The organism is Butyrivibrio sp. INlla14, from assembly GCF_900102515.1.
Lineage (GTDB): Bacteria > Bacillota > Clostridia > Lachnospirales > Lachnospiraceae > Butyrivibrio.
On record NZ_FMVS01000007.1, the window covers coordinates 88,275 to 114,886 of the forward strand.

At 42.5% G+C, this 26,612-nt stretch carries 35 protein-coding genes; 27 read left to right on the forward strand and 8 right to left on the reverse strand.

Annotated features, from left to right (window positions below; genetic code table 11):
- Nucleotides 1–73 precede the first annotated feature (73 nt).
- The 7 genes from BLO53_RS05990 to BLO53_RS06020 all read right to left on the reverse strand — a co-directional run bounded on the left by BLO53_RS05990 (nucleotide 74) and on the right by BLO53_RS06020 (nucleotide 6,009).
- Nucleotides 74–910 carry a DUF6551 family protein gene (locus tag BLO53_RS05990; RefSeq protein ID WP_092059718.1) on the reverse strand — a complete coding sequence of 279 codons (837 nt, stop codon included), beginning with the start codon at nucleotides 908–910 and terminating at the stop codon, nucleotides 74–76.
- Nucleotides 900–1,862, reverse strand: coding sequence for a hypothetical protein (locus BLO53_RS05995; RefSeq protein ID WP_092059720.1), 963 nt, complete (start codon nucleotides 1,860–1,862; stop codon nucleotides 900–902). The genes BLO53_RS05990 and BLO53_RS05995 overlap by 11 nt, the downstream gene beginning before the upstream one ends.
- The gene (locus BLO53_RS06000; protein ID WP_092059723.1) at nucleotides 1,840–2,223 is read right to left on the reverse strand and encodes a hypothetical protein; all 384 of its coding nucleotides are present in this window, start codon (nucleotides 2,221–2,223) and stop codon (nucleotides 1,840–1,842) included. Before BLO53_RS06000 ends, BLO53_RS05995 begins: the two co-directional genes overlap by 23 nt.
- A complete protein-coding gene (locus BLO53_RS06005; protein ID WP_176757184.1) occupies nucleotides 2,189–3,121 on the reverse strand; it encodes an integrase in 933 nt (310 codons plus the stop codon). The genes BLO53_RS06000 and BLO53_RS06005 overlap by 35 nt, the downstream gene beginning before the upstream one ends.
- Nucleotides 3,114–4,979 (reverse strand): recombinase family protein, encoded by a 1,866-nt coding sequence (locus tag BLO53_RS06010; RefSeq protein ID WP_091869824.1) that lies wholly within the window; start codon nucleotides 4,977–4,979, stop codon nucleotides 3,114–3,116. The genes BLO53_RS06005 and BLO53_RS06010 overlap by 8 nt, the downstream gene beginning before the upstream one ends.
- 2 nt (nucleotides 4,980–4,981) lie before the next feature.
- Nucleotides 4,982–5,545, reverse strand: a complete 564-nt coding sequence (locus BLO53_RS06015) for a recombinase family protein (protein WP_092059725.1) — start codon at nucleotides 5,543–5,545, stop codon at nucleotides 4,982–4,984.
- 113 nt (nucleotides 5,546–5,658) lie between these two features.
- A complete protein-coding gene (locus BLO53_RS06020; RefSeq protein WP_091869831.1) occupies nucleotides 5,659–6,009 on the reverse strand; it encodes a helix-turn-helix domain-containing protein in 351 nt (116 codons plus the stop codon).
- A gap of 135 nt (nucleotides 6,010–6,144) precedes the next feature.
- Here BLO53_RS06020 and BLO53_RS06025 point away from each other — a divergent pair, with 135 nt between their 5' ends.
- The 27 genes from BLO53_RS06025 to BLO53_RS06150 all read left to right on the forward strand — a co-directional run bounded on the left by BLO53_RS06025 (nucleotide 6,145) and on the right by BLO53_RS06150 (nucleotide 24,959).
- Complete coding sequence (locus BLO53_RS06025) at nucleotides 6,145–6,507, forward strand: helix-turn-helix domain-containing protein (protein WP_091869833.1); 363 nt, start codon at nucleotides 6,145–6,147, stop codon at nucleotides 6,505–6,507.
- 251 nt (nucleotides 6,508–6,758) lie between these two features.
- Nucleotides 6,759–7,181: a hypothetical protein gene (locus tag BLO53_RS06030; protein WP_091869835.1), complete on the forward strand. Its 423-nt coding sequence runs from the start codon at nucleotides 6,759–6,761 to the stop codon at nucleotides 7,179–7,181.
- A 98-nt stretch (nucleotides 7,182–7,279) separates the two neighbouring features.
- Nucleotides 7,280–8,026: a hypothetical protein gene (locus tag BLO53_RS06035; protein WP_092059727.1), complete on the forward strand. Its 747-nt coding sequence runs from the start codon at nucleotides 7,280–7,282 to the stop codon at nucleotides 8,024–8,026.
- Between the two features lie 163 nt (nucleotides 8,027–8,189).
- Nucleotides 8,190–8,450: a hypothetical protein gene (locus tag BLO53_RS06040; RefSeq protein WP_091869841.1), complete on the forward strand. Its 261-nt coding sequence runs from the start codon at nucleotides 8,190–8,192 to the stop codon at nucleotides 8,448–8,450.
- 21 nt (nucleotides 8,451–8,471) lie between these two features.
- Nucleotides 8,472–8,924, forward strand: a complete 453-nt coding sequence (locus BLO53_RS06045) for a helix-turn-helix domain-containing protein (RefSeq protein WP_091869843.1) — start codon at nucleotides 8,472–8,474, stop codon at nucleotides 8,922–8,924.
- Nucleotides 8,925–9,065: 141 nt separating this feature from the next.
- The gene (locus tag BLO53_RS06050) at nucleotides 9,066–9,620 is read left to right on the forward strand and encodes a hypothetical protein (protein WP_091869846.1); all 555 of its coding nucleotides are present in this window, start codon (nucleotides 9,066–9,068) and stop codon (nucleotides 9,618–9,620) included.
- A gap of 64 nt (nucleotides 9,621–9,684) precedes the next feature.
- Nucleotides 9,685–9,945, forward strand: coding sequence for a DUF6462 family protein (locus BLO53_RS06055; protein ID WP_091869849.1), 261 nt, complete (start codon nucleotides 9,685–9,687; stop codon nucleotides 9,943–9,945).
- A gap of 130 nt (nucleotides 9,946–10,075) precedes the next feature.
- Nucleotides 10,076–10,267 (forward strand): hypothetical protein, encoded by a 192-nt coding sequence (locus BLO53_RS06060; protein WP_091869852.1) that lies wholly within the window; start codon nucleotides 10,076–10,078, stop codon nucleotides 10,265–10,267.
- 42 nt (nucleotides 10,268–10,309) lie between these two features.
- On the forward strand, nucleotides 10,310–10,564 hold the full coding sequence (locus BLO53_RS06065) for a DUF6462 family protein (protein WP_091869854.1): 255 nt from the start codon (nucleotides 10,310–10,312) through the stop codon (nucleotides 10,562–10,564).
- A gap of 25 nt (nucleotides 10,565–10,589) precedes the next feature.
- Complete coding sequence (locus BLO53_RS06070; protein WP_242875314.1) at nucleotides 10,590–10,868, forward strand: hypothetical protein; 279 nt, start codon at nucleotides 10,590–10,592, stop codon at nucleotides 10,866–10,868.
- A 74-nt stretch (nucleotides 10,869–10,942) separates the two neighbouring features.
- Nucleotides 10,943–11,839 carry an Rpn family recombination-promoting nuclease/putative transposase gene (locus BLO53_RS06075; protein ID WP_170832763.1) on the forward strand — a complete coding sequence of 299 codons (897 nt, stop codon included), beginning with the start codon at nucleotides 10,943–10,945 and terminating at the stop codon, nucleotides 11,837–11,839.
- Nucleotides 11,836–12,018 (forward strand): hypothetical protein, encoded by a 183-nt coding sequence (locus BLO53_RS06080; RefSeq protein ID WP_092059729.1) that lies wholly within the window; start codon nucleotides 11,836–11,838, stop codon nucleotides 12,016–12,018. Before BLO53_RS06075 ends, BLO53_RS06080 begins: the two co-directional genes overlap by 4 nt.
- Before the next feature lie 374 nt (nucleotides 12,019–12,392).
- Nucleotides 12,393–13,646 carry a site-specific integrase gene (locus tag BLO53_RS06085; RefSeq protein WP_091869863.1) on the forward strand — a complete coding sequence of 418 codons (1,254 nt, stop codon included), beginning with the start codon at nucleotides 12,393–12,395 and terminating at the stop codon, nucleotides 13,644–13,646.
- 682 nt (nucleotides 13,647–14,328) lie between these two features.
- Nucleotides 14,329–14,790, forward strand: a complete 462-nt coding sequence (locus BLO53_RS19990; protein WP_330388827.1) for a DUF6462 family protein — start codon at nucleotides 14,329–14,331, stop codon at nucleotides 14,788–14,790.
- A 12-nt stretch (nucleotides 14,791–14,802) separates the two neighbouring features.
- The gene (locus BLO53_RS06095; protein ID WP_092059731.1) at nucleotides 14,803–15,615 is read left to right on the forward strand and encodes a ParA family protein; all 813 of its coding nucleotides are present in this window, start codon (nucleotides 14,803–14,805) and stop codon (nucleotides 15,613–15,615) included.
- The gene (locus BLO53_RS06100) at nucleotides 15,578–16,549 is read left to right on the forward strand and encodes a ParB/RepB/Spo0J family partition protein (RefSeq protein ID WP_092059733.1); all 972 of its coding nucleotides are present in this window, start codon (nucleotides 15,578–15,580) and stop codon (nucleotides 16,547–16,549) included. The genes BLO53_RS06095 and BLO53_RS06100 overlap by 38 nt, the downstream gene beginning before the upstream one ends.
- 310 nt (nucleotides 16,550–16,859) lie before the next feature.
- The gene (locus tag BLO53_RS06105; RefSeq protein WP_092059735.1) at nucleotides 16,860–17,255 is read left to right on the forward strand and encodes a flavodoxin family protein; all 396 of its coding nucleotides are present in this window, start codon (nucleotides 16,860–16,862) and stop codon (nucleotides 17,253–17,255) included.
- A gap of 24 nt (nucleotides 17,256–17,279) precedes the next feature.
- Entirely contained in the window at nucleotides 17,280–17,819 is a 540-nt protein-coding gene (locus tag BLO53_RS06110) for a glutathione peroxidase (RefSeq protein ID WP_092059737.1), read from the forward strand.
- 32 nt (nucleotides 17,820–17,851) lie between these two features.
- A complete protein-coding gene (locus BLO53_RS06115) occupies nucleotides 17,852–18,829 on the forward strand; it encodes an alpha/beta hydrolase (RefSeq protein WP_092059739.1) in 978 nt (325 codons plus the stop codon).
- 186 nt (nucleotides 18,830–19,015) lie between these two features.
- Complete coding sequence (locus BLO53_RS19595) at nucleotides 19,016–19,303, forward strand: hypothetical protein (RefSeq protein WP_242875315.1); 288 nt, start codon at nucleotides 19,016–19,018, stop codon at nucleotides 19,301–19,303.
- A 34-nt stretch (nucleotides 19,304–19,337) separates the two neighbouring features.
- Nucleotides 19,338–19,589, forward strand: coding sequence for a 4Fe-4S dicluster domain-containing protein (locus BLO53_RS19995; RefSeq protein WP_442857212.1), 252 nt, complete (start codon nucleotides 19,338–19,340; stop codon nucleotides 19,587–19,589).
- Between the two features lie 69 nt (nucleotides 19,590–19,658).
- On the forward strand, nucleotides 19,659–20,585 hold the full coding sequence (locus BLO53_RS06125; RefSeq protein ID WP_092059741.1) for an aldo/keto reductase: 927 nt from the start codon (nucleotides 19,659–19,661) through the stop codon (nucleotides 20,583–20,585).
- 25 nt (nucleotides 20,586–20,610) lie between these two features.
- Entirely contained in the window at nucleotides 20,611–21,786 is a 1,176-nt protein-coding gene (locus BLO53_RS06130; RefSeq protein ID WP_092059743.1) for an iron-containing alcohol dehydrogenase, read from the forward strand.
- Between the two features lie 35 nt (nucleotides 21,787–21,821).
- Entirely contained in the window at nucleotides 21,822–22,655 is an 834-nt protein-coding gene (locus BLO53_RS06135) for a sugar phosphate isomerase/epimerase family protein (protein WP_092059745.1), read from the forward strand.
- Complete coding sequence (locus BLO53_RS06140) at nucleotides 22,633–23,526, forward strand: alpha-hydroxy-acid oxidizing protein (protein ID WP_092059747.1); 894 nt, start codon at nucleotides 22,633–22,635, stop codon at nucleotides 23,524–23,526. The genes BLO53_RS06135 and BLO53_RS06140 overlap by 23 nt, the downstream gene beginning before the upstream one ends.
- Before the next feature lie 223 nt (nucleotides 23,527–23,749).
- A complete protein-coding gene (locus BLO53_RS06145; RefSeq protein WP_092059749.1) occupies nucleotides 23,750–24,463 on the forward strand; it encodes an SDR family oxidoreductase in 714 nt (237 codons plus the stop codon).
- Complete coding sequence (locus tag BLO53_RS06150) at nucleotides 24,441–24,959, forward strand: GNAT family N-acetyltransferase (protein WP_092059751.1); 519 nt, start codon at nucleotides 24,441–24,443, stop codon at nucleotides 24,957–24,959. The genes BLO53_RS06145 and BLO53_RS06150 overlap by 23 nt, the downstream gene beginning before the upstream one ends.
- On the opposite strand, the gene BLO53_RS06155 is transcribed toward BLO53_RS06150, so the two are convergent.
- Complete coding sequence (locus BLO53_RS06155; protein WP_092059753.1) at nucleotides 24,947–26,584, reverse strand: esterase/lipase family protein; 1,638 nt, start codon at nucleotides 26,582–26,584, stop codon at nucleotides 24,947–24,949. The genes BLO53_RS06150 and BLO53_RS06155 overlap by 13 nt on opposite strands.
- Nucleotides 26,585–26,612: the final 28 nt, after the last annotated feature.

The following is a 26,612-nucleotide window of genomic DNA, read 5'->3' on the forward strand; positions in this document are numbered from 1 at the left end:
AGATTGCTGCAAGACACTACCTCAAGAAGTTGTAAATCGTCCCCAAGTTGTGGACGAATTGGAATCCGCATTGTTACGATGCGGATTCTTCTTTTTCATCGGTGTCCACAGTGGACTTTTTCTTTTTGGTATAGAGTTTTTCCATTTTAAGCATGCCGTAGGTCTTTCTGGAATTGTAAGCTATTACCATTGCTTCGGCATATCCAAGTGAACCGGCACGGCGGTCTTTGGCATTTCTTGAGAGCTCTTTTATCGATATCTGACTGAGCTTTTCCTTGAAGGCTTCATCCCTGATTTCATCACCATAGGCTGCAAGGAATCTGGAAAGACCTTTCAGCACATTGGCGCTTAAGGACATGGGGGCACCTTCCCAAGTGGCTATGATCAGGCCGAGGATACGGCTAAGAGTTTCGTAGCCCTGCTTTTCAAAGATTTCTTCAAGGGTTGATACAGCGCAGATACTTCCAGGATGAGCGTTTGATGTGATCTCAAGGTCGAAAGACTCAACAAGGTCTTTTATCAGAATCTGCTCATCACTTCCGGCCTCTATGTTGGCCATGAAGATTTCATAGGGCAGAAGAGGCTTTGTATATTTCAGCTGGTTGGCAAAAATATCAGCCTCCTCTTCATATTTCAAATCCTCGTAGACCATGCACCAGACGGGTGTTTCTCTTGAACCTGAGACAAGAGCCACAATCTCTATTGTGTGCTGACCATTGAAAACATAGTTTATACCGTCACGTCTGCTGACCTTTACAGGATTAATCTGATATAGATTGAAGTGCGCAGCGGCTTTCTGGACATGCTTCATTGACAGATTGCGTTGGTACTCCTGGTTTGAAACAAGGTTTTTTATCGGAATCTGCTCAAAATGTACATTGGGCACAAAGGCAGAAAAATCAGTTTGCATCTTTTGTTATCCCCTCCAACTCATTTTTTATTATCTGTATACTTTTTTCTAAAATCCCCAATTGAAATATAAGGTTATCAGCGGCTTTCTGTGATACTTCAGAAAGCACGCTTCTCTCCCGGACACGCCGTATAGACTCGGACCATGACGGAACAGTCAGGGCGAGACTTGATACGGCAGCGTCAGGGTCATATTTTGGCATCTGCTTTATCTCAGGAATTATTCTGTTTTCAAGGTGCGGTTTATTGCTGCTATCTATATCAACAGGATTGTTTCCTGGTGTTCTTACAGGAGCTTTTTTAATGAGAGTGTAGAAATTTATAGTCTTCAGATAGTTTTCCATCTCATCAGTAGTCATCTGGCTTAGTGTTATCACGCTCTTTTGTGGAATGTTGATTCTGCCTGATAGTAACCGGGTGGCTATATCAGGATTAGTTATTCTGATAAGATCTATGGCAGATGCGTATTTTGAATAAAAGTGGATGGTTGCACATGCAATCCCATAAGCATCGACAATATCTACAATGGAGCGGTGTATATCCCTGCTATACTTTTGCTTAAGCTCTGCAAGAGGGAGCTGGGAAAGAGGTGTTTTGATTTCGTCTCTGTAGTACGCATTTTTATGGTACTGGTAGTGTTTCCCAATAAGGTATGCTTTATATGGCGTGTATTCGTTGATATCGTCTGTGAGAAGCTGGCAGATACTGGCAAGCATGACATCCTTGGACTTGAAAGAAAAGGGCTGAGTCTTGATTGTATAGCCTGCATCAACGTATTCCCGGTATTCAAATATCCTGTCCATGAGTATGTTGTTCCATACTGGAAAAGGAGAGGGAGGAATGCCGAGACGGATATTATGCCTTACCATGGCTATAGAACGGGCATCAGGAGGAAGGAAAAGTGCTGAAACCTCCGGATCTATTATCAGACTATTGGGCTGCTGCATATTCATCACTGTGAACAAGCTCTGAGTTTGAAATGTCAAATAATACTGTGCGCTCAGAATCTTTCAGTACTCCTTCCATCTTGTAAATCTGTTCATCCTGCCATTCGGGATTTAACCCAAGTAGTTCCCGAACAAGATTTGTGCTGTATAGTTGCACACTCCTTTGGAGAGCCAGTGAATCGGTGTTAACTCTCTGGGCGGTGGGTGTCAGGGTGGCTTCTGCGCGTATGCCGATTATACCTTTGCTCGGTGCTACTATCAGTTCAATAAATTTTGGGTGGCCGAGAGCCATGAGAGTAGACCTGTGTATCCGTATTATGTTGTATTTGAAATCAACTACTAAGATCGGAGAGCGTGATCTGTTCATATTGTTGCTCCTTATCATTGTCTGTAGATTTCTTTTGAGTCAGTTGTTGTTCCTGCTCGGAATCAGGAGTTTCTTCAGGAGGAGGCGGAGAGGAACTGGACGCTTCGGACTTGGCATTATTTTCAGGTACTGTGTCAGACTCAGATTCAGCGTTACTTTTAGGTGATAGTTCTGCTGAAGCTGTTTCTGCTGTGACATCATTTGTTTTGGTGTCCTCAGTTTCTGGTGTGGCTGAAGTATCCGCTTCTGCTGGATCCGTTGTTTTTTTCTTGGATTTTGCCTTGGGTTCATCGGCAATGCTGAAGACAGTATAGCCATCAAAGACATTAAGTTTGGTGCTTGCAGCATGCTGGCTGGCCGGGATACCGAACTGGTTTTGCCACTGTTCTGGGAATGACGGTTTGCGGCTGTTCTTTATCTTGCCATCATCAGTTACTTCCCTGAGGTATATCTCAGGAGCAGAGAGGTCAAAAAGGAACAGCGATTCTCCGTTTGATCTGATCATTTTTCCAAGAAACTTGTATCTGTACCCTGAATCCCATTTCATCTCATCACAGAGCATTGCGAAGAATGGTCTGCAAGTTACTTGTTTCGGAGAACGCTTGGCTGTGGCAGAGCACCAGCGGAAGGAATCCCTTTCATCTTCTCTGCAGGGCCTGACTACAAGCTTTTTCTTTTCTTTATTTATCAGTATCTGGATATAATCTGTTTCCGGCATCTTCTTGATACATGCCGTATTTACATATACTTTTGAACCTGCAAATGTTATGGAGGGTTCGAATACATGTGCAAAAAATTCTCCCCTAACAACCTGGAAGTCATCATAGCTGAAAGAATCATCCTCTATGATTTCTACCTGTCCCCTTACTTTTTCATTGATCTGTGAGTCTTCACTCATCGTTGACCTCCTCCGGAATGTTTATGACTTCTTTTAGAGCCTCCTTTATAGAATCTCTGTCTGTAATGTTAAGTGGTGCTAAGTTGCTGTATAGATACCCGGCGTTTTCAGAGTCAAGCTCCGACATGTCGGAAAATAGAAGTGTATTGTACTTGAAGCGGTAGTAGCTGCTACCAAAGCTGGTGATCCAGGCTTCGGGATAGGCTATTATGCTGCTGTCATGTTCAGTAAGGTCGCTCTCAGGTATGTCGGTTTCGTTGTCGCTGTCTACTTGTAGAGGAACACCTTTTGGAATGATCATTTCGTTTTCATTCATGTCAAAGAGCAGTACAGCGCCGTCATCTTTCTTTATGTAGGTTCCAACAATTCTGTATCTACAGTCTGTATTCCAGCCAAATATCTCAAACAGGGTTGGGATGAAAGCTGCTCCGCATATGCCCCTCGCGACTTTCCCGGAAGGAGCGTCCTTGGCCCACTTGAGGGCATGCTTATCATCCTTTTTTACAGAATGCACTACAAATAGCTTCTCTGCGGGATTTATCAAAAACTCTACATAGTCAGTACCAAGCTTCTTTATAGCCTCCATGGTGAACTGGATATTTTTCTTTGAAAAAGTTACGCTAATCTGTTTGGCCGTGCTAAAGAACTGGCTTCTTGCTACTTCATAGCCTCGGAGGTCAAACTCACCGTTGGCTCCCTTGTGGGACTTGGGAGAAGAGTTCTGCTCATCGTCCTCAAATACACTAAGGGACGCATCCAGGTAGTCATCCGCCTTAAAGCCTGCCCATATTGGATTTACATGGACGAATCCCTTAAGAGTACCGCTGTCTATGACCCGCAGTTCCGGGAGAAAGCCTTTGCCTCCGTATCTGACATTTCTTATCATCTGCTGTACTGCTTCAAAATCATCTCTTGAGACGATGGATTCATGATGATCTTCCTGAATATACTGATTGCGGTTGTTGACATTCTTTTTCGATTTATGATCTAGGTAGTTGGGCGTGTAAGTCTTTCTTGAAATAATATCTCCACAGTGTCTTTCGTTTTGAAGTATCTCCATAATGGAGCTCGTGGACCATTGGGTATTACCTATCTTTGTCTTATAGCCAAGGTCTGTCAGTGTTTGAGCAATCTTGGTGGTGGAGATTCCGTACAGGTACATGAAAAAGATGAGCCGGACTATCTTTGCTTCTTCCTCATTTATTATGAGGTTCCCATCTTCATCATGGTCATATCCAAGAAGCTTAGGAGTCAGGAAAATGCCGTGCTTAAAGCGCATCTCTATTGAGGTGTTCATTGAGGTGCTTTTGTTGTGGCTTTCTTCCTGCGCCATGGTTGCTGCAAAGGAAAGCGGCATTTCTGAATCGTCTCTTCTGGTGTAGATATGCTCAACCTCAAAGTAAACTCCAACCGGTGGATTCAGTGCGGCCAGTTCTCTGACCTGTCCTACGCAGTCCACGGTGTTTCTGGCGAATCTTGAAACACTCTTTACGACTATCAGATCTATTAGACCTTTCTTACAATCCTCAATCATCTCTATAAAGGCATCTCTGTGCTTTAAGGAAGTGCCGCTGATGCCTTCATCAGCATAGATCTTTACAAGAGTCCAGTTTGGGTGCTGCATTACAAAATCTTCGTAGTGATTCTTTTGCAGCTCGTATGAAGATGTCTGTCTGGGGTCGCCCGTTGAGACTCTGGCGTATACTGCTACTCGGAGCTTTACGTTTTCATCAAAGATGCTGGCCTCTTCATTAGCGGGGACAACCTTAATGAGCTCCGGTGCGACACCTTTGTACCTGTTACGGATTTTTTCTTTCTGCTGCTCAATTGTTGAGGAACGTTCTTCGGATGTATTCATAGTTACCTCTCAGAATTGGTTGAGGATATGTCATTAAGATCTAAGTTTCTCCACCACTCATCATCATACTTGCTTGCTGTTTCGTAAGCTGAAGGGTTTGACCAGGATGATATTATTGCTTGGTTTTTTGCAGCCACGGTACAGACAAAACTAATGAGTTTGCCATTATTATCAGCTGTACTGATACCAAGATCATCGAAGTAAAAATGTACAGGGGGTTGCAGTGATTGGAATTCTTTAATAATGTCCATGCACTTGACCATGTTACGAATCAGTGCTGATATTTTTAGAACAACGATGAGGTCGATATTACCGTTATTGCAATCCTCCTTCATACGGGAAAATTCAGGTCTCTGTTCAATAAAAGTAGCGGGTCTTTTTTCATCTATGTATTTGCCAACGAGGAGCCATTCGGGGTGTTTGGATAAAATTGAGACATATTTTTCCTCCCGGAGGCTGACAATCAATGCGCTTTCAGGCTCATTTAATTTGATTCTGTCATATATGGCGACGCGGACCTTGTTGGTATCAGTATTCTTTTCAAGGATGGATGTCTCACAGATCATGATTGCCTCACTATAATTATTTCTTTTAGAAATAATTATAGTCGGCAAACCATTCAAAAAAGTAATGCCATAGGTTAAGTGGTATAGCCATTAGCTATAGTTGATTAAAATAGTTACTTTCTAAAGAACTTATTCTCCTTGAGAAGTCTCTTTGTCTCGCGTGCAATGCCGCAGACAATTTTTCTTTCATACAGATTGCAGTCACTGATGATTGCGTTGATGTCGCAGTCATAGTCGTTCTTACCAGCTTTCTGATTGCCGACAAGTAAGGTGTCAGCAGTAACATCCAGAGCCTCAGCTATCTGAAGTAATCCCTGTAAACTAATCTGCTTTCTGCCAGTCTCTACCTGGCTGATATACTGCTCTGATAAACCTGTCATGCGGGCAAGACCCATCTGCTTGACTTTTTTTGCCTTTCTCACTTCCTGAATACGTTTTCCTAACAACTTAAAATCTATGTTCATTGATAGCCTCCATAAAATTTTTTCAAAATCCCAACTAAAGGCATACCGACTTAAAGTGTGGCTTATTCATTATGATCGCTGGGAACGATAAACTTTAATTAAAGAGACTTGGCGTATAGTGGTGATGGAGCGTATATGGCTAAACAAATAAAACAGGAAAATAAGCAGGATAAGCAGCTTCAAGAGATTGGTTCTCGCATAAGAGACCTGCGAAAGAAAAAGGGACTCACGCAGTTAGAGCTGGCAGATAAAATTGGATGTTCAGAGACTCATTTGAGCAATATAGAAACGGGAAGTGCAAAGATGGGAGTAGACATTGCAATAAGGATAGCAGACTATTTTGGTGTTTCTACCGATTGGATACTTAGAGCAATTAACCCGGGAATGACAGATGTAGAGCTGCTTTCAGACTGTTCTCCATCAGAGCGGGAGTACTACGAAGAATTATTTGGAAGTATCAAGAAGATTTCCAGAAAGCACGGAAAAACAGGGAAATAATATAGTTGCAAAGGAGTGATTCCATGAGTCCCAGGAGGATTGGCTCTTTGTGCTAACTACATAACGGTTGATGTAAGGAGTCTGGTGCCAATATGGCCTGGGCTCTTTTTTCATGGATATTATTACCATAAGTGTATTTATATGTGTCGTTCTCCGCCCAGGGTAGGCAGTAGATGCTAAAGACACGTGGTATGAGGCGCGATTTCGAAAAGTGGCCTCATTTAATAAAATAGTAAGCGGAGAAAAAATATATGAGCAGAGATAAATCACCATATAACGCTGCTGAACAGGAATACATCAGTGACGTAGGTAAAAAATATAGAGAATATCTGAGATATAAGGGGCTTGATTACATATCATATGGCAAAAAGATTAGTCTTGAGGAGTCATCATGTAAAGACTACATGTATTTTCCGACTATCCTTAGACCAGTAGCTATGCGTGAAATGTTTTTGGATAAAATCGACATGAACTGGTTTTTGGGCGATGCGGAGGAGATGTTCAGAAAACTACCAGCGAATCCGACGCCTGTAGATTATGTGATGAATTTTGACAATGCCATGTTCATGCTGGACAGATCGGGGTCTGATCATGATAAATTTGATGCAGGCCTACGAGGTGCACCATATATGGGAAGATGGATTGAGCACGGACGAGATTCTCAGATGCATTAAATTTCATGAATCCAATAAAGCACACAAGGGGAGGCATCCCCTTGTATGTTTTTAGGGTTCATGAAGTTTTGTATGCGTTTTATGAGAGGAGATCAGTGATGACTGAGAGTATTGCAACAAATATGGATGACGGCATGGATGAAAACAGAGACCATGACGATAGTAATGAAGTAAGCAGGCGCAAGTACAGGAGCAAGAAGTGGAAGTACAAGCGGATGGAAAGAAATAAGCCGGACCGGCAGTACATCGAGGATATGTGTTATAGAGAAGGGCTTCTTGGTAAAAATGTTTTCGACACCTGTTATTCCATGCTGAGGGAATTCAGAAAGAAACGCTATGAAGAGCCAAACGATCCGCCGAAAAACTTTACCAAGGAACAGATAACTGAGAGCAAGCTTAATGTACGTCGGGACTTTCTTGAAGCTGTCATAGTTCCCATGGAGCAAAGTGAGGGCGAGCAGGACAGAATCATAAAAGAAGTCGTTAAACTCCCATGGCTGGATGATAAGCTCGAAATAATAATGGCACATATTATGAAATATCCTCAATGGGGAGAACAGTATGTAGAAATCTTGGATAAGTACTATTTTCATCCGGTGGTTGAGAAGGATGAGGCTACAGATAGGAACAAAGATATATGGGAAATAGTTAAAATGAGCAAAAGCAGGTTCTATGACAGACACAAGGAAGCAGTAATGCTCCTTGGAATAGAACTCTGGAGATATGCCAAGAAGAGAGAAATCGAGGACATGGAAAAAAGCATTATTCCCTGGCATGATATCTACCCTGACAGACCGGGAGACGAAATTCCTGACAGAAGAAAACATCCCAGGGATGAATATTGATAAAATTTTAGCAAATTGTCGGAATATTATAGCTCTTTTGCCGTATTGTCAGATTCGATAGGACTAATATAGGACTAATATAGGACTCCACTTTTTCAGATATGTGCTATCATAATAGCGTACTTTCTTCGAAGAAAAATATTTGCTTTATGGAGGAGATTATTTGGAAGAGGTAGTTGATGAGGTCCGGGTGCGTGGCTCTGTAGAGCACTGTAACCGGGTACTAAGAAAAGTAAGGCTCTGCTGCGGAAAGTGCAAAAAGGCTTTTCCCATGAAGTATACGGAAGTGGGAAATTCCAAGATTGTCGCTTTCAGGAACGTGGATTTTAAATGCGAAAGATGCAGCAGGGAAAAGCACATTGACGTTATTACTGAAGGGGCGCTGCTTAAAACAGTGACTGTATGGAACGCAGTGTATATTTGAAACAAACTAAACGAAGGCACCATGATACTGGCTATAGGCCTACAGACGCATGAGTATGATCAGAAGGGGAACTGGCATGACTCATGCCATATATCTGGATATATTTGGACATCCGCTCTCCTGATCGGTACAGGAAGAGGGGATGTTTTTGTGTTTGGGGATAAGGATCATAAAGTTGGGGAGAGGATAAAACTAAAGAGAAAAGCCATGGGATTATCCCAGGAGGAGCTTGCTGAGCGCATGCATGTCACGGCTGCACTGATATCAAATTATGAAAATGACAAGGTGGATATCAAGAGCAGTGTAATGCGTGAACTGGCAGAGCACCTAAACACCTCTGTTGCCTATCTTATGGACGGCGATCCGGAGCTTGACACTGACATCAAAAATCTTATCAGCGTATATCTTATGCTCGGTAGACCTAACGTCCAGAAGGTTGCTCTGGAACAGATGAAAATATTAAACGGGGTTTAAGTTTTGGCTGAAAACATAAGCGATATTTAAATAACTGGGTAAGGTGCATGAGCACTGCGTTCTATAAAATTATCAGTATAGAAACAAGAGCGCATACCGGTATCGCTCTGGATAATCATTTTTCTTTTACGGAGGTATCAGATGATTACTGGAGCAAAAACAATCAGCAAATATCGTGATTTCAGCAACAAGAAGCGTGTGGACTTTATCCTGAAGAATTATGGCAGCATAGGAGAATACATCAGAAGTTATGAGGAAATTCTGTGCGATGACATTCTGGAACAGAGGGCTATTGAGCGCAGAATTGACAAGGGCGACACAGGAGTCAGAGTGCAGACTTCGGAAAAGAGTGATCCTACAGCCATGGTAGCTGTGGACAGAGTGACTCTGGAAGAGAGGTTTTCTCTGGATAATGATTCGGACAGTTTCATGTGCCGGGATTTTGAAATTAACAGAGATGCCCGAACACTAAAGATCATGAAGAGGGACTTCAAATATGTAGTACATGCCATGAACATGCTTTCCCAGCATGACCGCTGTGCCCTAGGAGAGGTGCTCTGCCATGAAAAAACACTGGATACCATCGCTGAAGAAAAGGGAATCCAGTATGAATCAGCCAAAATGTACATTTACAGGAACAGGCTTAAGGTCAGGACCTTGGCTCTGGAGTTTATAGAGAGTGCCTGTGCCTGCTGACAGCTTTTTCAAAAATGCAATGAGCGACAATTGAGCTACAATTGAGAAATCGGAGGTTTTTACTATGACAAAAGATATAAATATTGAAGGACTTGAGGAATTATGCAAGGGGAAGTTCAAGAAACTTCCTCAGTGCATGAATCCAGGCAGAGAACACTATATAAGGAAGACAGATGCTTCTTTGGTATATCCGTTTGGAAGACATTCTATTGATGATATAGCTGAGAAGGCTGGGGCTGTGATCCCTATTAAAGGATGCATTTGCTATGATACTGACAAGATCAACAGGTATTTGGATACTCATGCAGCTCCGGCGACTTGCTGACTAAGACCCCATTTCATGAGTACCGGTATAGCCGGGATACTCCTGTATGGATTATAAAATGGTAATACTAAAATTGTTGTTGAAATAATGGTATTACCGAAATATAATTGGAGTACAGGAGGTGAGTCAAATGGCTAAGGCGGGAAGACCTAAAAAAGATGATGCTATCACACATACAGTATCAGTGAAATTCAATAATCAGGACTATGATGTGCTGGTGGAATACTGCAAGAACCATGGAATGACTATGTCTCACCTGATAAGGTATGGTATTCAACTCCAGCTGGAAGCAGAGGAGAAATCATTGGAACGCCTGGATTGAATAAAGTTCTTTGCTGCCGATTGCTCATGGAGGGTACTTGTTATGGCCGAAGACGTAAAGCTGGAAGGGCTTGAGAAGCTTTGTAAAGGCAAACTTAAGAAGATACCGCAGTGTTTTAATCCCGGAAGGGAGAAGTATATCAGAAAAGTAGATGCTCCTTTGGTTTATCCGCTCGGCAGACACACTATTGATGACATAGCTGAGAAGGCTGGTGCTGTTGTCCCAATCAATGGCTGTATTCTTTATGATACGGAGATTATAAATAAGTACATAGACAGCTTTAGAGTGGTAAAATAGAATGCCAGCGCGAGGAGAAATCAAGATGAAGCCAGACGATGCTTTTGAAAGATTAAGAGAAGATGGGCAGAAAAATCCAATGACGGATGAGGAAGTTGATACTTTCGTTAAGAAAGCTGCGGATGGTAGGAAACATAAGGAACAGTCCGTTGATTACGAACATTTCGGTGAGAAGATGGCTGATGGCAGACTTACAGAGCCCTCTGATGGTACAAGGTATCGACTGAGAGAAGCTATACAGTACTCAGAAGAACTGGGGAGACCTCTGACAGAGGAAGAGTTGGCACAATTCGAGGTGAAATAAGAGCAAGTTATTGAATTACAAATTCAATGACAAGGGACAGCCTGAAGAGTATAATTTCAACACGGGATTCAGGCATGAAAAGTGATTATTATGAAAGGGTTTTGATAAAGGACATGGGAGCAAAGGATAAAACAGAAAAATCTCTTGAAGATTGCAATGATGTTTTTGCCGATATCGTAAACGTCCTCCTTTTTGATGGTGAAGAGATTATTTCGCCTGATGATCTTCTGGAAGGGAGTCCATACAGTAATTATACTGAAAATGGAAAAATCAGAGATCAGGAGCGAGACATTTATAAATATTGGAATAACAGCCAGATAAGGCTGGCTGCCATTGGATTCGAGAATGAAACCGATGAAGAGGAGGATATGCCGCTTAGGGTTATTAATTATGATGCGGCAGGCTATAGAGCTCAGCTTTCAAAGGATAACAATAATGACCGTTACCCTGTAGTCTCACTTGTGTTATACTATGGGTACGAGAACAGATGGAGTAAGGCTAAGACTTTATATGAGCGCCTGGTTATTCCAGAGAAGCTTAAGAAATATGTTTTTGATTACGGAATGAACCTATTTGAGATAGCATATCTTGAAGATGAACAGGTTGCTAAGTTCAAAAGCGATTTTCGACTTGTTGCAGACTATTTTGTTCAGATGAGAAAAACAGGTGAATATGTTCCACCAACCGACAAAATAGTGCATGTTCAAGAAATGCTTGCTCTTATGAGTGCGCTAACAAACGATAACAGATTTGTCGATATATATGATGAAGTTAAAGGAAAGGAGCGAGTTAGTATGTGTACGGTCCTGGATGTAGTTGAAGCAAAAGGAAAAAGCAAGGGTATTACAGAAGCCACGACAATAACAAGAAATGAAGATATAAAATCTTTGGCAGAGTATTTTGTCGAGAAAACACCTTCTTTGCCATATGATGAAGCATTGAAGATGGCGGAGGATATCCTTAAGAAATGAGTTGCCCTACTTTGGATAAATATGAAAATAACGGCATAGCAATAGGAAATATTAAGGCAACAGTTACAGAATCTCAGTATTATCATGCTTCATATGATGACACAATAAGGCGTGTTGCTGAAAAGTTTAATCTTTCTGAAGATGATGCAGAAGAACAAGTTAAGCTATACTGGGAATAAGTAAGCAATCGAAAATAGAATAGGGCAACATGATACGGGCTATAGGCCTGAAGACGCATGATTATGACCATGGATGCATGGCATGTACCTTGCGTGTCATGTAAATGATGGGATTTCCCTCTACTGATCAGATGGTCGGCAGAGGGATTTTTTTGACCAAAAATGACACAGGAAAATTGTATATCGAAGAATGGTTTTTAGTGTTGACGCATGGCAAACGCTGGTAATATCATAATTGTATAAGTGGTGAGTTCAGCAGTAATGTGCGGAATTCTCATTACTTCAAGCGCAAATTATAAACCGGCTTATGCCCATGTGGGCAGGAACAGGAGGCCAGCACAAAGACCATTCTTCACCGAAAGGAAGGTGATAGAATGTCAAGACCGAAGGCAGACAGTAAAAATACAAGAAAAGATAAAAATGGATATGCACTCCGCAAAGGAGAGAGCCAGAAAAAAGATGGCAGGTATGTATACAACTACAAGGATGGCTTTAAGAAGAGACGATTTGTATATGCAAATACTCTGATGGAGCTCCGCGAAAAAGAAAAGCTGGTCATGAAAGAGATGGCTTACGAGCTTGATTATGCAAGCGCATCAAAGATGACTCTTAATACTTTGTACGACAGATACATTAGCCAGAATTACAAGGTGATGGATTCCACCAGAGCCGGGTATAACAGTCTGTACAATTGCCGTGTCAGAAATGGATTCGGGCTTAAGCGAATTGTTGATATCAAATACTCCGATCTGAAGATCTTTTATCACAGCTTACTGGTAGATGAAGGACTATCAGGTTCTACAGTAGAACGTATCAACAATCTGATTCAGCCATCCCTGAAACTTGCTGTAAGGGATCAGCTTCTTCTCAGGAATCCTGCAGAAGGTGTTTTGACTGAGATTAAAGCAAGTGATGATTGGGTTGAAGGAGAGAGATTTGCACTTTCTATTCCACAGCAGAGATCCTTTATGAACTTCATTTACAATTCCACGGAGTTCAAAGGCTGGTATCCGCTGATTGCAACGCTGATAGGTACCGGAATGAGGATTTCAGAATGCCTCGGGCTCGAATGGAAGGACATCGATCTATCGGAGAGATTCATCAGTGTAAATCATACTTTGGAATACAGACCTGTTGATGATACCGGCAAGTGCATTAAGAGAATTGAGTTGCCGAAGACTGAGGCTGGAACAAGACTCATACCAATTTTTGATGAAGTGATGGAAGCAATCATTCTTGAGTATCAGTATCAGAAAGTCCTTGGGTTCTGTACGGAAGAAGTAGATGGGCATTCGGGATTTGTTTTCTGTACATCTGAGCATAAGACCTATCTGCAGGGAGCTGTGAACAGAGCAATCAAAAGCATCATTGCAGCCCACAATGAAGCAGAAGAGGTGTTGGCAGCGGAAGATGGAAGAGAGCCCATCATATTGCCTCATTTTACATGCCACAACTTACGCCATACTTTCTGCACCAGACTTTGTGAAGTGGAGTCAAATGTCAAAGTTATCCAGGATATTATGGGGCACTCAGACTTCAGTACAACGATGGATATTTACACAGAAGTGCATAAAGAAAAGAAACAGGAAGTATTGTCTTACCTTCAGGGAAAGTTTATAATTAGATAGTAAAGTTAAAAATACGTTATGTATTTTTGAAAAAAGTAGTGTCATTCGGTTTTTATTTCAAGCGGATGATACCAGAAATCAGCATAAAACCTAAATTCCAAAGAGTGTCGTTTGAAATGGATTTGACACTCGATTGACACCAAAAGCAGGAAAATAATTCCAGCTATATACAAAATTTGGAATTGGGTAAATTCTAAGCTATACATCTATCGGTAGGATTTGACACCTATATACTCCAGCACCGGAGCAATCCCGACGCTAAAATCAAGCAAATGACACACAGCTTCGCGTATTTACCACGTTTCTCCGTGGAGAACCCGCTGAATCCAAAAATGCATTGGATTTACAACGATTCCATTGGACATCATAGTATGTCAGTGGATGAGTACGTACAGATTGCCAGCATGAAACAGGGCTTCCATGGATGAATATGTAGACATAAAAAAGTCCGAAAAATGGTCCAAAAACGACTTAAACGGGATAAAGATTTTGAGAAAAGTCTTTATCCCGGGGCAAATGTCTCGAGGAATAAGCGGTTCATATCTTTTTGAATCCAAAGAAGCTTAATTCTAATCCACATTTCTCTCTATCAAAAAGAGGAAATGTGGTTTTTTTATTTCTAAAAATCTCAATTCTTTTTTCTTAAATCACATCCTGTAACACCAAAAAACGGAGGTTACAGATGAATCGTTCAAAATCCCCACCGCCAGTTAATCTGGAGAAGTACCTGGAAGGTAAGAAACATCGCTACTGCACCTACGCCCAGGGAGCGAGGCTCTATGCGATGGCTTACTGGTCATTTGTGAATATCTGCAAGGAGGCCAAGGCAAATATAAAGCTACGAAAGACAGCCCTTGTAGATCTGGATGTTCTTGATGAATACATCGAGAAAAACTGCATATTGGATTTGAAAAGAGAGGACGAAGATATGGCAAGAAGAAAACTGGTTGATAACATCGAAGAATTGGTTAAGGAAGGCAAGAAAAAATATGTGAGGTACGCAGAAGGTGCAGAGCTCTACTCAATGGGGCTTCATACATTTGAGCAGCTTGCAAAAGACGCTAAGGCTACCCGAAAGGTAAAAGGCGTGGTTCTGTGTAACACGGAAAAAATCGATGCTTTCATCGAGTCATTTGAGGAATAAGGAGGAAAAGATATGTCTAAGGTCATAGCAGTAGCAAACCAAAAAGGGGGTGTAGGGAAGACCGTTTCTGCCGTAAATCTGGGCATCGGGCTTGCAAGAGAAGGTTACAGGGTACTGAATATCGACGCGGATCCCCAGGGATCAATGACGATCAGTCTAGGCTGTGATGAGCCGGACAGACTGGACTATTCCCTGGCTACAGCTCTTGTAAATATCATCAATGACGAGCCGGTGGATGTCTCACAGGGCCTCATTCATCATTCGGAAGGAGTTGACCTGATGCCGGGCAATATCGAGCTTTCCAGTCTGGAAATCAGCATGACCGGTGTTATTAGCAGGGAGACAATCCTCAGAGAGTATGTGGACAAGGCCAGAGAGCTTTATGACTACATAATTATTGATTGTATGCCATCTCTTGGCATGATGACCATAAATGCGCTTGCCTGTGCAGATTCTGTTATTATTCCCTGCCAGGCTGCATATCTTCCTGTAAAGGGGTTGCAGCAGCTTATTAAGACTATAGGAAGAGTCAAGCGTCAGCTCAATCCCAAACTCGAAATTGAGGGGATACTCATCACTATGGTGGATAACAGAACCAACTACGCAAAAGACATTGCTGCTCAGATTTATGATGTCTATTCATCAAGCATCAATGTTTTTGAGACAGAGATCCCCTTATCTGTGAGAGCTGCCGAGATAAGCGCTTCAGGAAGCAGCCTGTACCAATATGATCCAAAAGGAAAGGCAGCATTTGCTTACACGAGTTTCATAAAGGAGGTTATGAACAATGGCACAAAGAGTTGGTCAGAAAGTAAAGCTATCTAGTATAGATGAGCTCCTCGGTGTTCCAAGCACCGAGGGGACTGTAGATCTAGATGTAATGACTATATATCCCTTTGAGAATCATCCTTTCAGGGTTGTTGATGATGAAAAGATGGATGAGCTGGTGGAAAGCATCAAGGAAAGCGGAGTTCTTACTCCGGTTCTTGTAAGACCGGATGATGAAGGCACTTATGAGATGATTTCCGGCCACAGAAGGCTCCATGCAGCTAAAAAAGCTGGGCTTAGGAAGATTCCGGCAATCATCAAGGAAATGACCAATGATGATGCCACGATTGCAATGGTTAATGCGAACATGCAGAGGGAAGAGATTCTTCCTAGCGAAAGAGCATTTGCTTTTAAGATGAAAATGGATGCAATTAAGCACCAAGGGAAAGAGTTAACAGGAACTTTGTTTCTTGAAGAAACAAAGTCAAACTCAGGGGACATTGTTGGTAAGGCAAGTGGACTAAACAGAACGCAAGTGTTTAGATACATCAGACTTACAGAACTGATGCCTTTTGCCGAAGACTATTTTGATAGCATTGTCAGCGTGGACTCTTACCATTATTTTGGATGTAAGGAAGGCGTATTTGCAGAGAAGATCCTGCCATTTGTCAAGGAGAACGGTTATGTGATGATTGCTATTCCGGGGTTAAAAGAACAACCGCAGGGCGAGATAAAACAACTATTTGAAACTTGGGCCGAAGGCGATGATTCCGAACTCTTTAAAACCGCTACATGGTGGGAGAATCTGTTAAACAAAGAATGTGGCGACTGCTGCAGAATCGATGTCAAAGAAGCAGAGTGTTATGACATAGCATGGCAGGAATGGTTTGAATCGGGACATGAATATGGTGTAAGAGATAAGGAGTTTTTGGATAAAGGGTTGTATGATATCCTTAATTTCTTGCTGATCTATGTCAGAAAAGGGAAGTGATAAATTCACATTTGCCTAGATGAAGCGATAGTAAGTTATATTGGAATTTTGGATGGTTCAAACGCATATGAAGAACTGTTTTGCGTGATTATAGTACAATAGCAGAAGAGATAGAAGAATACAGGAAGAGTAGACGCAGGTTAAATAGGGTTTAATAGTTGTGATAATGCTCTTTTGGCTGAATTAAGATTAGCCTTCAACTTTTTATAAAGTTGGGGGCTTGATTTTTTGTGGGATGGTATTATAATAAATATTGCACACAATTAAATGTAACAAAATATAAATTAGAAATATAACTAAGGAGGATGTCATGAGCGTAGCAGTAAGGTACTACTCAAGGTCAGGTAACACAAAGAAAGTCGCAGAGTATATTGCGGAAGCAGCAGGAGTAAGTGCTGTTTCAGTGGATTCCAAGGATGCAGCAATTTCTGAGAAGGCAGATGTCCTTTTTATAGGTGGAGCACTCTATGCTTATGGCATTGATGACAACCTGAAGCAGTATTTAAAGACACTGCCTGCAGATATGGTTGGTAGGGCTGTTGTATTTTCAACATCATGGCTGTCAAAACATGCACTGGATCTTATAAAGAATGCACTTTCTGAGAAGGGCATTCCTGTTGAAAGTGATACCCTGTACTTCAAGAGCAAGGCTGTTGATGGAGGCAGGGATGAAGCAGTTAAATTTGCAAAGAAATATATCTGGTGATTTTGAACAAGGAGGACTAAAGGAATGATCTACGATTACAAAGTGACTACAGGAACCGGAGAAGAGCTTGATCTTGCTGATTACAAGGGAAAGGTAATTCTTGTTGTTAACACGGCTACAGGCTGCGGATTTACACCTCAGTACAAGCCGATAGAAGAGCTATATGAGAATTACCATGACAAAGGGCTTGAGGTTCTGGATATACCATGCAACCAGTTTGGCGGCCAGGCTCCGGGAACTGATGATGAGATCCATGAGTTCTGTACCCTTCATTACAATACAACATTCCCGCAGATGAAAAAGGCAGATGTAAACGGAGAGAATGAACTTCCGCTTTATACATATCTCAAGTCTCAGAAGGGATTTGAAGGCTTTCAGGATCATCAGTACAGAGAAGTACTTGAAAAGATGTTTGCTGAAGCTGACCCTGACTGGGACAAGAAGCCTGATATTAAGTGGAACTTTACCAAGTTTGTAGTAGACCGGGAAGGTAACGTGGTTGCCCGCTTCGAGCCTACAGCTGATGTGGCAGATGTTGAGGCATGCATCAAAGCTCTTCTTTGAGGGCTGATGTACGCACATAGGAGTACAGGTAAATGAGTAAGAAATCAAAACGTAGCACCATAATAAAAAGGATTGTGATAATTGCTGTAGTTGCACTGGTGGTACTAGATCTGTTTGCCGGTAACTACCTGGTCTCTTTTGCTCTTTCGAGGGCATCAGCATCAGGTGTGGCCGTAGCGCCAACGCCGACTACTACAGAAGATACGCAGGACACTGTGAACAAAGTGTGGGAAACAATCAGTAAACTCACAGATGAATGGGTGGATTCTGCAAAAAAGACAGTGATTTCTATTAAGTCAGGTGATGGTCTGGATCTTGTTGGAGACATTTTCAATACTGATTCAAATAGCCATAAATGGCTCATAGCAATCCATGGCTATACAGGAAAGCGCGAGCACATGTATTCATATGCCAGGTATTATGCAGAAAAGGGATATAACATTCTGACGCCTGATATGCGTTCTCATGGAGACAGTGAAGGAAAGCTTATTGGAATGGGCTGGCTTGATAAAGAAGACGTAAAGCTCTGGATAGATTATGTTCTTGATCTGGATCCGCAGGCGGAGATTGTTCTTCATGGTGTATCAATGGGCGGAGCAACTGTGATGATGACTTCGGGAGAAGACCTTCCTGAGAATGTGAAGGCCATCATTGATGACTGCGGATATACTTCTGTATGGGATGAGTTCACGGATGAAGCGAGATATCTTTTCCATATATCCCAGTTCCCGATTCTCTATACAGCCAGTGCTATTTCAAAGATTAGAGCGGGGTATTCATTCCAGGAAGCATCTGCTATTGAGCAGGTAAAGAAGACAAATATACCAATTTTCTTTATACATGGATCTGAGGACAATTTTGTGAACACCGATATGGTCTACAGTCTCTATGAAGCATGCCCGACACAGAAGGATATTTATGTTGTGGAAGGGGCAGGCCATGGGCAGTCATTGTATTTGAATCCTGATCTGTATTTTCAGAAAGTATTCAGTTTTATTGATTCTTTGTAAAAGTAATACATACAGGCATCACCTCTTTTTTTGAGGTGGTGTCTTGTTTTAATTCGAATCTTCGAAAATTTCAAAGCAAGAAAAACCGCTTGAGTTAAAGTTAACTTCAAGATGTATGATATATGATACAGGACAATTAAAGTACGTGCAAGTGGGTTGGCAAACCGGCATGTACATAATGGGTAATTGGAGAAGGAGGTTTTCTATGGCAATAAACTTAAACGACATGCCAAAGCTTGGGTTTACCATGGTGGTAAATCAGAGGTGGCTGCAAGGGAGGCGCTTGTAAAACGGTACCCAAGAGACAGCTTTATGCTTGCGACTAAACTACCTGCATGGGAGATAAAAAAGGAAAGCGACGTTGACAGAACCAATCCTGTTGTCCGTTCAGAAGCTTTATACAATATTCTGCATAAGAGGAACATTCCCATTGTGGTAATGGAGCCTGTAAGGGGAGGAACAGCAGATAATTGATGAGGTTACAAAAGAAATCCTCAGCATACCTCAGATAGGATGCACAGCATGCAAATACTGTACACCTGGGTGCCCTAAGAATATAAGTATTCCGGATGTTTTCAGGACGATCAACACACTTAGAAGATACCCTGATGACTGGCGTTCCAAGAATTTCTACAATGGACTCAAAGGACGTTTTGGAGCGGCCTCTGACTGCATAGGATGCGGACAGTGTGAAAGCGTCTTCCCTCAGCATCTACCAATAATACAGCTCATGAAAGAAGCTGCTGAGATTCTGGATTGAAAAAGCTTTTGGAAAACAGGAATCAAACCCTGAGTTATGACAAAACAGTTACGAAAGGAGTATTAACTAATGCAGACAATTAACATAGCAAATGGACCTGAAAGTGCATCAAGACTGATTCTGGGATGTATGAGAATGCCTGCCCTCAGCACAGAGGCTGCAGCAAAAATGATCGAAACAGCCGTATCGCTGGGTATTAATTACATTGACCATGCTACCTGTTATGGCGATGGTGAGGCGGAGACCAGATTTGGCGATGCGATTGCGCTTACAGATGTGAAAAGAGAAGACCTGATCATCCAGTCAAAGTGCGGACTCAGATTCGACAAGCAGATATTTGACTGGAGGAAGTCAAATATCATAGAGAGCGTGGACGGGATTCTGAAGAGACTTAAGATGGAGTATATTGATGTGCTCCTTCTTCACAGACCGGATCTTCTCTATGACCCTGAGCAGATAGCGGAGGCCTTTGATGAGCTGGAAGCTGCAGGCAAGGTAAGACATTTCGGCGTGAGCAATACCATGCCGATGCAGATTGAGCTTTTGAAAAGGTATGTAAAGCAGCCTCTAAAGATCAACCAGCTGCAGCTCTCTCTGGAGCAGTCACAGCTCATTGATCAGGATCTTTACATGAATAATAAGACCACAGATATGTCTGTTATGCGCGATGGTGGGGCACTTGATTACTGCCGTTTAAGCGACATTACCATTCAGGCATGGTCTCCTCTGCAGCATGGAATGTTCAAGGGAATGTTCATTGATAATCCTGAGTTTCCTGAGCTGAACAAGGTATTGGGAGAACTGGCAGAGCAGTATGGTGTTACAAAAGCTGCAATTGCCATAGCCTGGATATTAAGACATCCTGCGAAAATGCAGGTAATAGCTGGAACCATGAACCCAGTGCATCTGACTGAGATGGCAGAAGCAGACAAGATTGAACTTACACACGAAGAGTGGTACAGACTGTACCTTTCTTCCGGGAAATTTTTACCATAACACAGAATAACAGGAGGGCTTTAGCATGGAAAACTTTAACTTTTACTCACCGACATTTTTTGCATTTGGAAAAGACAGAGAGAATGAAGCAGGTTCTTTTGTTAAGAGATTTGGCGGAAGCAAGGTACTTATCCACTACGGTGGAGGAAGTGTTGTAAAGTCTGGACTTCTTGACAGGGTAAAGGCTTCCCTTGATAAAGAGGGCATCCCTTATGTACTTCTTGGAGGCGTAAAGCCTAATCCCAGGAGTGGCCTTGTTTATGAGGGAATAGAGCTCTGCAAAAAAGAGAACATTGATTTTGTTCTTGCTGTGGGCGGCGGAAGTGTAATAGATTCATCAAAGGCAATTGCTGCCGGAACTGTATATGACGGAGATTTCTGGGATTTCTATATGGGAAAGCGGATTGAAGAGGCTCTTCCTGTAGGAACAATCCTTACAATAGCTGCAGCGGGAAGTGAAGGAAGCCCCGATTCCGTAATAACCAAGGAAGAGGGTATGTTCAAGAGGGGAGCCAGTGGGGATGCCATAAGACCGAAGTTCAGCATTCTTAATCCTGCTCTTACACAGACCCTTCCACCTTACCAGACAGCAGCCGGAATCACAGATATCTTAGCTCACCTCCATGAGAGATATCTTACAAATTCAAAAGAGGTTGAGGTTACTGACAGGCTTATAGAAGGGCTGATGCTTACGATGATCCATGAGGGACCGAGAGTGATTGAGGATCCCAATAACTATGAGGCTAGAGCAAACATCATGTGGGCAGGGATGATGGCTCACAATAATTCCTGCGGCGTAGGCAGAAGCCAGGATTGGAACAGCCATAATATTGAGCATGAGCTTTCAGCATTGTATGACTGTGCCCATGGTGCAGGTCTTGCAGTAACAATGCCTGCTGTATTCAAATATGTTTATAAGCATGATGTGATGAGATTCGCAAAGCTTGCAGTCCGCGTATGGGGGTGTCAGATGGATTTCGACAATCCTGAAGCAACAGCACTTGCAGGTATTGCAGCACTTGAGAACTTCCTTAAAGGTATCGGTATGCCTTTAAGCTTTGCTGAGCTTGGGGCTAAAGAGGAGGATATCCCTGCCCTCGTAAAGGCACTCTGTTATGGCGACGGCAGAACAGGAAGCATTTCAGGATTTGTTACCCTTGATGAAAATGACTGCACAAAGATATATCAGATGATGGTCTGAGCATTGCCATCTGATAGTGACAGCTGGAGGGAAAGATGAGACTTGGAACTTCTTCACCACTTGTATATGACAGTGGAGAACACTGGGCAAAATACCAGAAAGAGCAGGGATGTAGTGCTGTGGTTTTCCCTGTTCAGAGTAACGAACCGGAAAAGAAGATAATAGAATATAAGGAAGCTGCTGACAGGGAAGGACTCATGATAGCTGAGGTTGGCATCTGGAGAAACGCCCTGTCAAAGAATCCTGATGAGAGAAAAAAGAACAGAGACTATTGTGTGGAGCAGCTAAAGTTAGCTGAATATCTCGGGGCAAGATGCTGCGTAAATGTGGCAGGAACAGTAGGAGACATATGGGATGGAGCTTATAAGGAGAACTTTTCAAAAGAGCTCCGTGATGAAACAATCAGCATGGTCAGGGAGATAATTGACAGGGCTGATGTGAAAAATACATATTTCACTCTGGAGCCGATGCCCTGGATGATTCCCACAAGTCCAAAGGATTATGCGAAACTTATTGATGAGATCGATAGAGACAGGTTCGCTGTTCATATGGATGTCATAAACATGATCAATTCCATCGACAGATATTTTAATGCAGAAGAGTTTGTGGATGAATGCGCTGAGATCCTGGGCACAAAGATACGCAGCTGCCATATTAAAGATGTCCACCTTGCAGAAAAATATACTGTCAGGCTGGAAGAATGTGCACCTGGTTGCGGTGAATTCCCGCTTAGGTACTATGTAACCAAAATGAATGAGATCGATCCCGAGATGCCGGTAATACTGGAACACTTAAGTACTGATGAGGACTACCTTAAATACCTCGGATACCTGAAGGAGGAGCTAAATGGACTATACCAGACTATCTGATGCAAATGTGATCACACAAAAGTACATGGACAGCCTGCTCATCGAAGCAAGGTATATAGACTCAGTTGTTGCTGATACAAGTATAGATTTTTTAGGTGATACATTTTCAATGCCGGTCATGACACCTGCTTTTTCTCATCTTGGCAATTATGCAGGAAGGGAGCATAACGGACTTGAGGAATACTCCATGGCTGCAAAAGAGTGCAATATACTGAACTTCTGCGGAATGATGGAAAATGACCAGTTTAAGATAATAGCTGATACAGGAGCAAAAACAGTTAGGATTGTAAAGCCTTACGCTGACAATGGTAAGGTAAAAGATCAGATGCAGTATGCAGAATCGGTAGGAGCTTTTGGCGTAGGTATGGATATCGACCACATCTTTGGCGATAAAGGATATGATGTTGTCGTGGGCGAAGATATGTCATACCAGACCGCAGACATGCTAAGAGGCTATGTGGAAATGGTAAAGATTCCCTTTGTTGTAAAGGGAGTCCTTAGCGTTTCCGATGCTGTTAAATGTGCTGATATTGGTGCAAAGGCTATCATAGTCAGCCATCATCATGGAAGGATTCCTTATGCGGTTCCACCTATGATGGTTTTACCGGAAATTAAGAAAGCTCTTGAGGGACGTGATGTGAAGATTATTGTTGACTGCGGAATTGCTTCCGGTGCAGATGTTTTTAAAGCATTGGCCCTTGGAGCGGACGCAGCTGCTGTAGGGCGTTCCATGCTGCCTTCGCTTGAAACAGGCGGTGTAAGCGGAGTGCGTGACTTCATAAACCATGTAGGAGATGAGCTCAGATACCTGATGAGCTGTACTGGATTTGCAAAAGTATCTGATATAGACGATTCAGTCATTCACTATTAAGCTACATGGTCTGAAAATGAGCATGAGCTTGATAAGACCTATGCATTTGATACAGTAGCCTTTTCAGTTTAGAGAGATTGTAATTGAATAAAGATCTCTACAGATAACAGCTATGAAATGTTCGTGGCTGTTATTTTTGCGTTTATTGATTGTATCATCTTATTAAATTGTGTACGATATATATGATTTGATTTTGTGTTGAACTCATATTCAGGAGGATCTTATGGCTGATAAAGTTGCTGTCGTAACCGGTGGAGGACATGGGATTGGCAAGGCAATCGTCGATGCATTCAGAGCCAGTGGCATAGAGGTTCATATCATAGATATAAAGCCGGGAGACTGGTTTGTTGGGGATGTGGCAAATAAGGAGACTCTTGAGGAGTTTGCGAAGAGTGTGATTGATAAGTCCAGCCACGTGGATTATATAATTAATAATGCGCTCCCGATCATGAGAGGAATCGATGAGTGCAGCTATGAAGAATTCCAATATGCACTGTCTGTTGGTGTAACGGCTCCGTTTTATCTCACCAAGCTCCTGATGCCTTATTTTGCAGAAAGTGCATGTATAATAAACATTGCTTCTTCAAGAGACCGCATGAGCCAGCCTCAGACTGAGAGCTATACTGCAGCGAAAGGGGGGATATCAGCTCTGACACATGCAATGGCCGTGAGCCTGGCTGGAAAGGCGCGCGTAAACAGCATATCTCCGGGATGGATAAATACTACTGATAATACGATTGATGGAGTGGATGCGACCCAGCAGCTGGTGGGAAGAGTTGGAAAGCCTGAGGATATTGCAGAGATGGTAATGTTCCTGTGCTCCGATAAAGCAGGATTTATCACCGGAGAAAACATCTGTATAGATGGCGGAATGACCAGACTGATGATATATCATGGCGAACATGGATGGACATATGAAGATAAGGAAAACAACTGAGAAAGATATTGAAAGAGTAATGGATATATACGCTCATGCCCGTAAGTTTATGGCAGAGCACGGAAATCCCAATCAGTGGGGCAAAAGGAACTGGCCTCCTGAGGAGCTAATCAGGGATGATATCGAGACAGGCTGCAGCTACGTATGTGAGAATGAGAACGGAGAAGTGGTCGGAACATTCTTTTTCAATCAGGGAGAAAACATTGAACCTACTTACCGGACAATAGATGATGGCGAGTGGATAGGAGATAACCGGTACGGAGTTGTTCACAGGATAGCTTCTAATGGTTCTGAAAAGGGAATAGGATCCTTTTGTATCGAGTGGGCGTTGGAACAATGTGGACATCTTAGGATAGACACGCATGGGGACAACATGGTAATGCAGGGGATGCTGGGAAAACTTGGATTTACCCATTGCGGTACGATTTATGTTTATGAGGACAATGATCCAAGACTTGCTTACGAGAGAATAATGAACTACCCTCACCGACATTGAGCAATCAGTTTTACAAGCTCAAGGTAGAATGGCTTTACATTAGTTCTTTTAGTAAGACCGCCCTGAAGTGACATATGATCTCCGTGGTATGCCGGCATGATATACCATTGTCCTGGAATGATTGTGGTACCCTTGACATATTCGGTGCTGGGAGCGCCTATTGGAGCCCCGGCCGAAATGGTATTTACCAGTCCATCGTTTGGCTGCCAGGATTCATCAATCGTAAAGCCGCCTTTTGTAGTGCCGGTATAACAGCTCATGTAAGTTGCACTTTTCAGGAACAAGTTCTCAGTGATTTCCGGGTCAGGAGATATGCTCCCATCAGCGTTTTGGATTGTTGAATAGCAAGGATAGGCAAAGTAGTATACATCCTCGAAGGTAGTGATTCTTTCATTCAATGCCAGCGCGTTGTCTATATGCATGTCAAAGGAAGCATAGTCATAGGACTGTCTTCCGTCAGGGACAGCCTTAGTACCTTTTGATACGGCATCACTGTTTTTCTCATATTCATCAGGAATATATATGGCTGATCGGTCAAAGTCTTCATCTTCATAGAGGTCATATGCAGTGGTTCCGTTTGTTGGTGCGGCCAGAGTCACTATGGAAAGCAGGTTATCGCCGTTACCACCTTTGAAGAAAGGTGACAGATCTGCTTCATCGGTGCAGCTGCGCTCTTTATAAGAGCCATTTTTCAGTATCTCGGAAAACAGTCTTATTGTTGCGCCACCAAAGGAGTGACCGATAAGTGCGACTCTTGATGTGCCAAAATCCTTTACGAGTGCCCTGCCCGTAAAATCTTCTCCAAAACGCTCATGTCCTGCGGCCTTACTGTGGGCAGCGCCGTAGTCAACTCTTGTCCCAGAAAGCTGTGCATACAGTTCACAGGCTCTGTCCCAGGCGCTTCCGGTGGGATCCACAGAGGCAGCATAGCTTTCATAGCCCAGGTTGTTCAGGTATCTTATTATGTTTCCGCTTGTAAGTCCCCAGTAGGGAATAAATTCGTTCCTTGCATCGTAGCTCCCCCAACCTGAAAGCCCGTGAACAAATACATATTTCACGTCAGTCTGCAGGGGGCTTCGGTATGATACTGCAGCTGAGATAATGCTTACTACTGCAAACAATGCAGCCAGACATATGACTGTATTTCTTATGCCAAGTGTTTTTACCTTGAAAAAAGGATACGGACCATCGACCTTTTCGATAGCGTTGAGATGAACCATGACAAGTCCGTATACAAGGGTGAAAAGAGCTGGTAGAATGATCCATCCATAGGAGGCACGTTCTTCAGCAAAAATGTATGATACTGTTGTCAGTATAGGAATTATCAGATGATGATAAAGTCCTGCTCCGGAGAAGAGAAGCTCTTTTACCTTTCCGGACATGGGGACCAGAATGAATGTAGTAACAAAGAACGTCATGCACATCATGGTAACAGTCATCAGTCTTAACACTTCTACATAGTACCGCTGTCCGAAAATAACCAGTGCAAGCGAAGATATCAATGTAAGAAAATTGGATATCTGTGTGTAGAAGACAAAGCCTTTAAGAAACTGTCTGTCCTTAATACTTTTTGAATATGAAATGAATTCTAGAATGACAATAATAAGATTCAATATTCTGGCCATGTAAGTATCCTTGATAAGCTACAAACTG

Excerpts from the sequence above, each read along its gene's own strand:
- BLO53_RS05990 (WP_092059718.1), bottom strand. The coding sequence starts at position 910 with ATGCAAACTGATTTTTCTGCCTTTGTGCCCAATGTACATTTTGAGCAG.
- BLO53_RS05995 (WP_092059720.1), bottom strand. The coding sequence starts at position 1,862 with ATGAATATGCAGCAGCCCAATAGTCTGATAATAGATCCGGAGGTTTCA.
- BLO53_RS06000 (WP_092059723.1), bottom strand. The coding sequence starts at position 2,223 with ATGAACAGATCACGCTCTCCGATCTTAGTAGTTGATTTCAAATACAAC.
- BLO53_RS06005 (WP_176757184.1), bottom strand. The coding sequence starts at position 3,121 with ATGAGTGAAGACTCACAGATCAATGAAAAAGTAAGGGGACAGGTAGAA.
- BLO53_RS06010 (WP_091869824.1), bottom strand. The coding sequence starts at position 4,979 with ATGAATACATCCGAAGAACGTTCCTCAACAATTGAGCAGCAGAAAGAA.
- BLO53_RS06015 (WP_092059725.1), bottom strand. The coding sequence starts at position 5,545 with ATGATCTGTGAGACATCCATCCTTGAAAAGAATACTGATACCAACAAG.
- BLO53_RS06020 (WP_091869831.1), bottom strand. The coding sequence starts at position 6,009 with ATGAACATAGATTTTAAGTTGTTAGGAAAACGTATTCAGGAAGTGAGA.
- BLO53_RS06025 (WP_091869833.1), top strand. The coding sequence starts at position 6,145 with ATGGCTAAACAAATAAAACAGGAAAATAAGCAGGATAAGCAGCTTCAA.
- BLO53_RS06030 (WP_091869835.1), top strand. The coding sequence starts at position 6,759 with ATGAGCAGAGATAAATCACCATATAACGCTGCTGAACAGGAATACATC.
- BLO53_RS06035 (WP_092059727.1), top strand. The coding sequence starts at position 7,280 with ATGACTGAGAGTATTGCAACAAATATGGATGACGGCATGGATGAAAAC.
- BLO53_RS06045 (WP_091869843.1), top strand. The coding sequence starts at position 8,472 with ATGATACTGGCTATAGGCCTACAGACGCATGAGTATGATCAGAAGGGG.
- BLO53_RS06050 (WP_091869846.1), top strand. The coding sequence starts at position 9,066 with ATGATTACTGGAGCAAAAACAATCAGCAAATATCGTGATTTCAGCAAC.
- BLO53_RS06055 (WP_091869849.1), top strand. The coding sequence starts at position 9,685 with ATGACAAAAGATATAAATATTGAAGGACTTGAGGAATTATGCAAGGGG.
- BLO53_RS06060 (WP_091869852.1), top strand. The coding sequence starts at position 10,076 with ATGGCTAAGGCGGGAAGACCTAAAAAAGATGATGCTATCACACATACA.
- BLO53_RS06065 (WP_091869854.1), top strand. The coding sequence starts at position 10,310 with ATGGCCGAAGACGTAAAGCTGGAAGGGCTTGAGAAGCTTTGTAAAGGC.
- BLO53_RS06070 (WP_242875314.1), top strand. The coding sequence starts at position 10,590 with ATGAAGCCAGACGATGCTTTTGAAAGATTAAGAGAAGATGGGCAGAAA.
- BLO53_RS06075 (WP_170832763.1), top strand. The coding sequence starts at position 10,943 with ATGAAAAGTGATTATTATGAAAGGGTTTTGATAAAGGACATGGGAGCA.
- BLO53_RS06080 (WP_092059729.1), top strand. The coding sequence starts at position 11,836 with ATGAGTTGCCCTACTTTGGATAAATATGAAAATAACGGCATAGCAATA.
- BLO53_RS06085 (WP_091869863.1), top strand. The coding sequence starts at position 12,393 with ATGTCAAGACCGAAGGCAGACAGTAAAAATACAAGAAAAGATAAAAAT.
- BLO53_RS19990 (WP_330388827.1), top strand. The coding sequence starts at position 14,329 with ATGAATCGTTCAAAATCCCCACCGCCAGTTAATCTGGAGAAGTACCTG.
- BLO53_RS06095 (WP_092059731.1), top strand. The coding sequence starts at position 14,803 with ATGTCTAAGGTCATAGCAGTAGCAAACCAAAAAGGGGGTGTAGGGAAG.
- BLO53_RS06100 (WP_092059733.1), top strand. The coding sequence starts at position 15,578 with ATGGCACAAAGAGTTGGTCAGAAAGTAAAGCTATCTAGTATAGATGAG.
- BLO53_RS06105 (WP_092059735.1), top strand. The coding sequence starts at position 16,860 with ATGAGCGTAGCAGTAAGGTACTACTCAAGGTCAGGTAACACAAAGAAA.
- BLO53_RS06110 (WP_092059737.1), top strand. The coding sequence starts at position 17,280 with ATGATCTACGATTACAAAGTGACTACAGGAACCGGAGAAGAGCTTGAT.
- BLO53_RS06115 (WP_092059739.1), top strand. The coding sequence starts at position 17,852 with ATGAGTAAGAAATCAAAACGTAGCACCATAATAAAAAGGATTGTGATA.
- BLO53_RS06125 (WP_092059741.1), top strand. The coding sequence starts at position 19,659 with ATGCAGACAATTAACATAGCAAATGGACCTGAAAGTGCATCAAGACTG.
- BLO53_RS06130 (WP_092059743.1), top strand. The coding sequence starts at position 20,611 with ATGGAAAACTTTAACTTTTACTCACCGACATTTTTTGCATTTGGAAAA.
- BLO53_RS06135 (WP_092059745.1), top strand. The coding sequence starts at position 21,822 with ATGAGACTTGGAACTTCTTCACCACTTGTATATGACAGTGGAGAACAC.
- BLO53_RS06140 (WP_092059747.1), top strand. The coding sequence starts at position 22,633 with ATGGACTATACCAGACTATCTGATGCAAATGTGATCACACAAAAGTAC.
- BLO53_RS06145 (WP_092059749.1), top strand. The coding sequence starts at position 23,750 with ATGGCTGATAAAGTTGCTGTCGTAACCGGTGGAGGACATGGGATTGGC.
- BLO53_RS06150 (WP_092059751.1), top strand. The coding sequence starts at position 24,441 with ATGAAGATAAGGAAAACAACTGAGAAAGATATTGAAAGAGTAATGGAT.
- BLO53_RS06155 (WP_092059753.1), bottom strand. The coding sequence starts at position 26,584 with ATGGCCAGAATATTGAATCTTATTATTGTCATTCTAGAATTCATTTCA.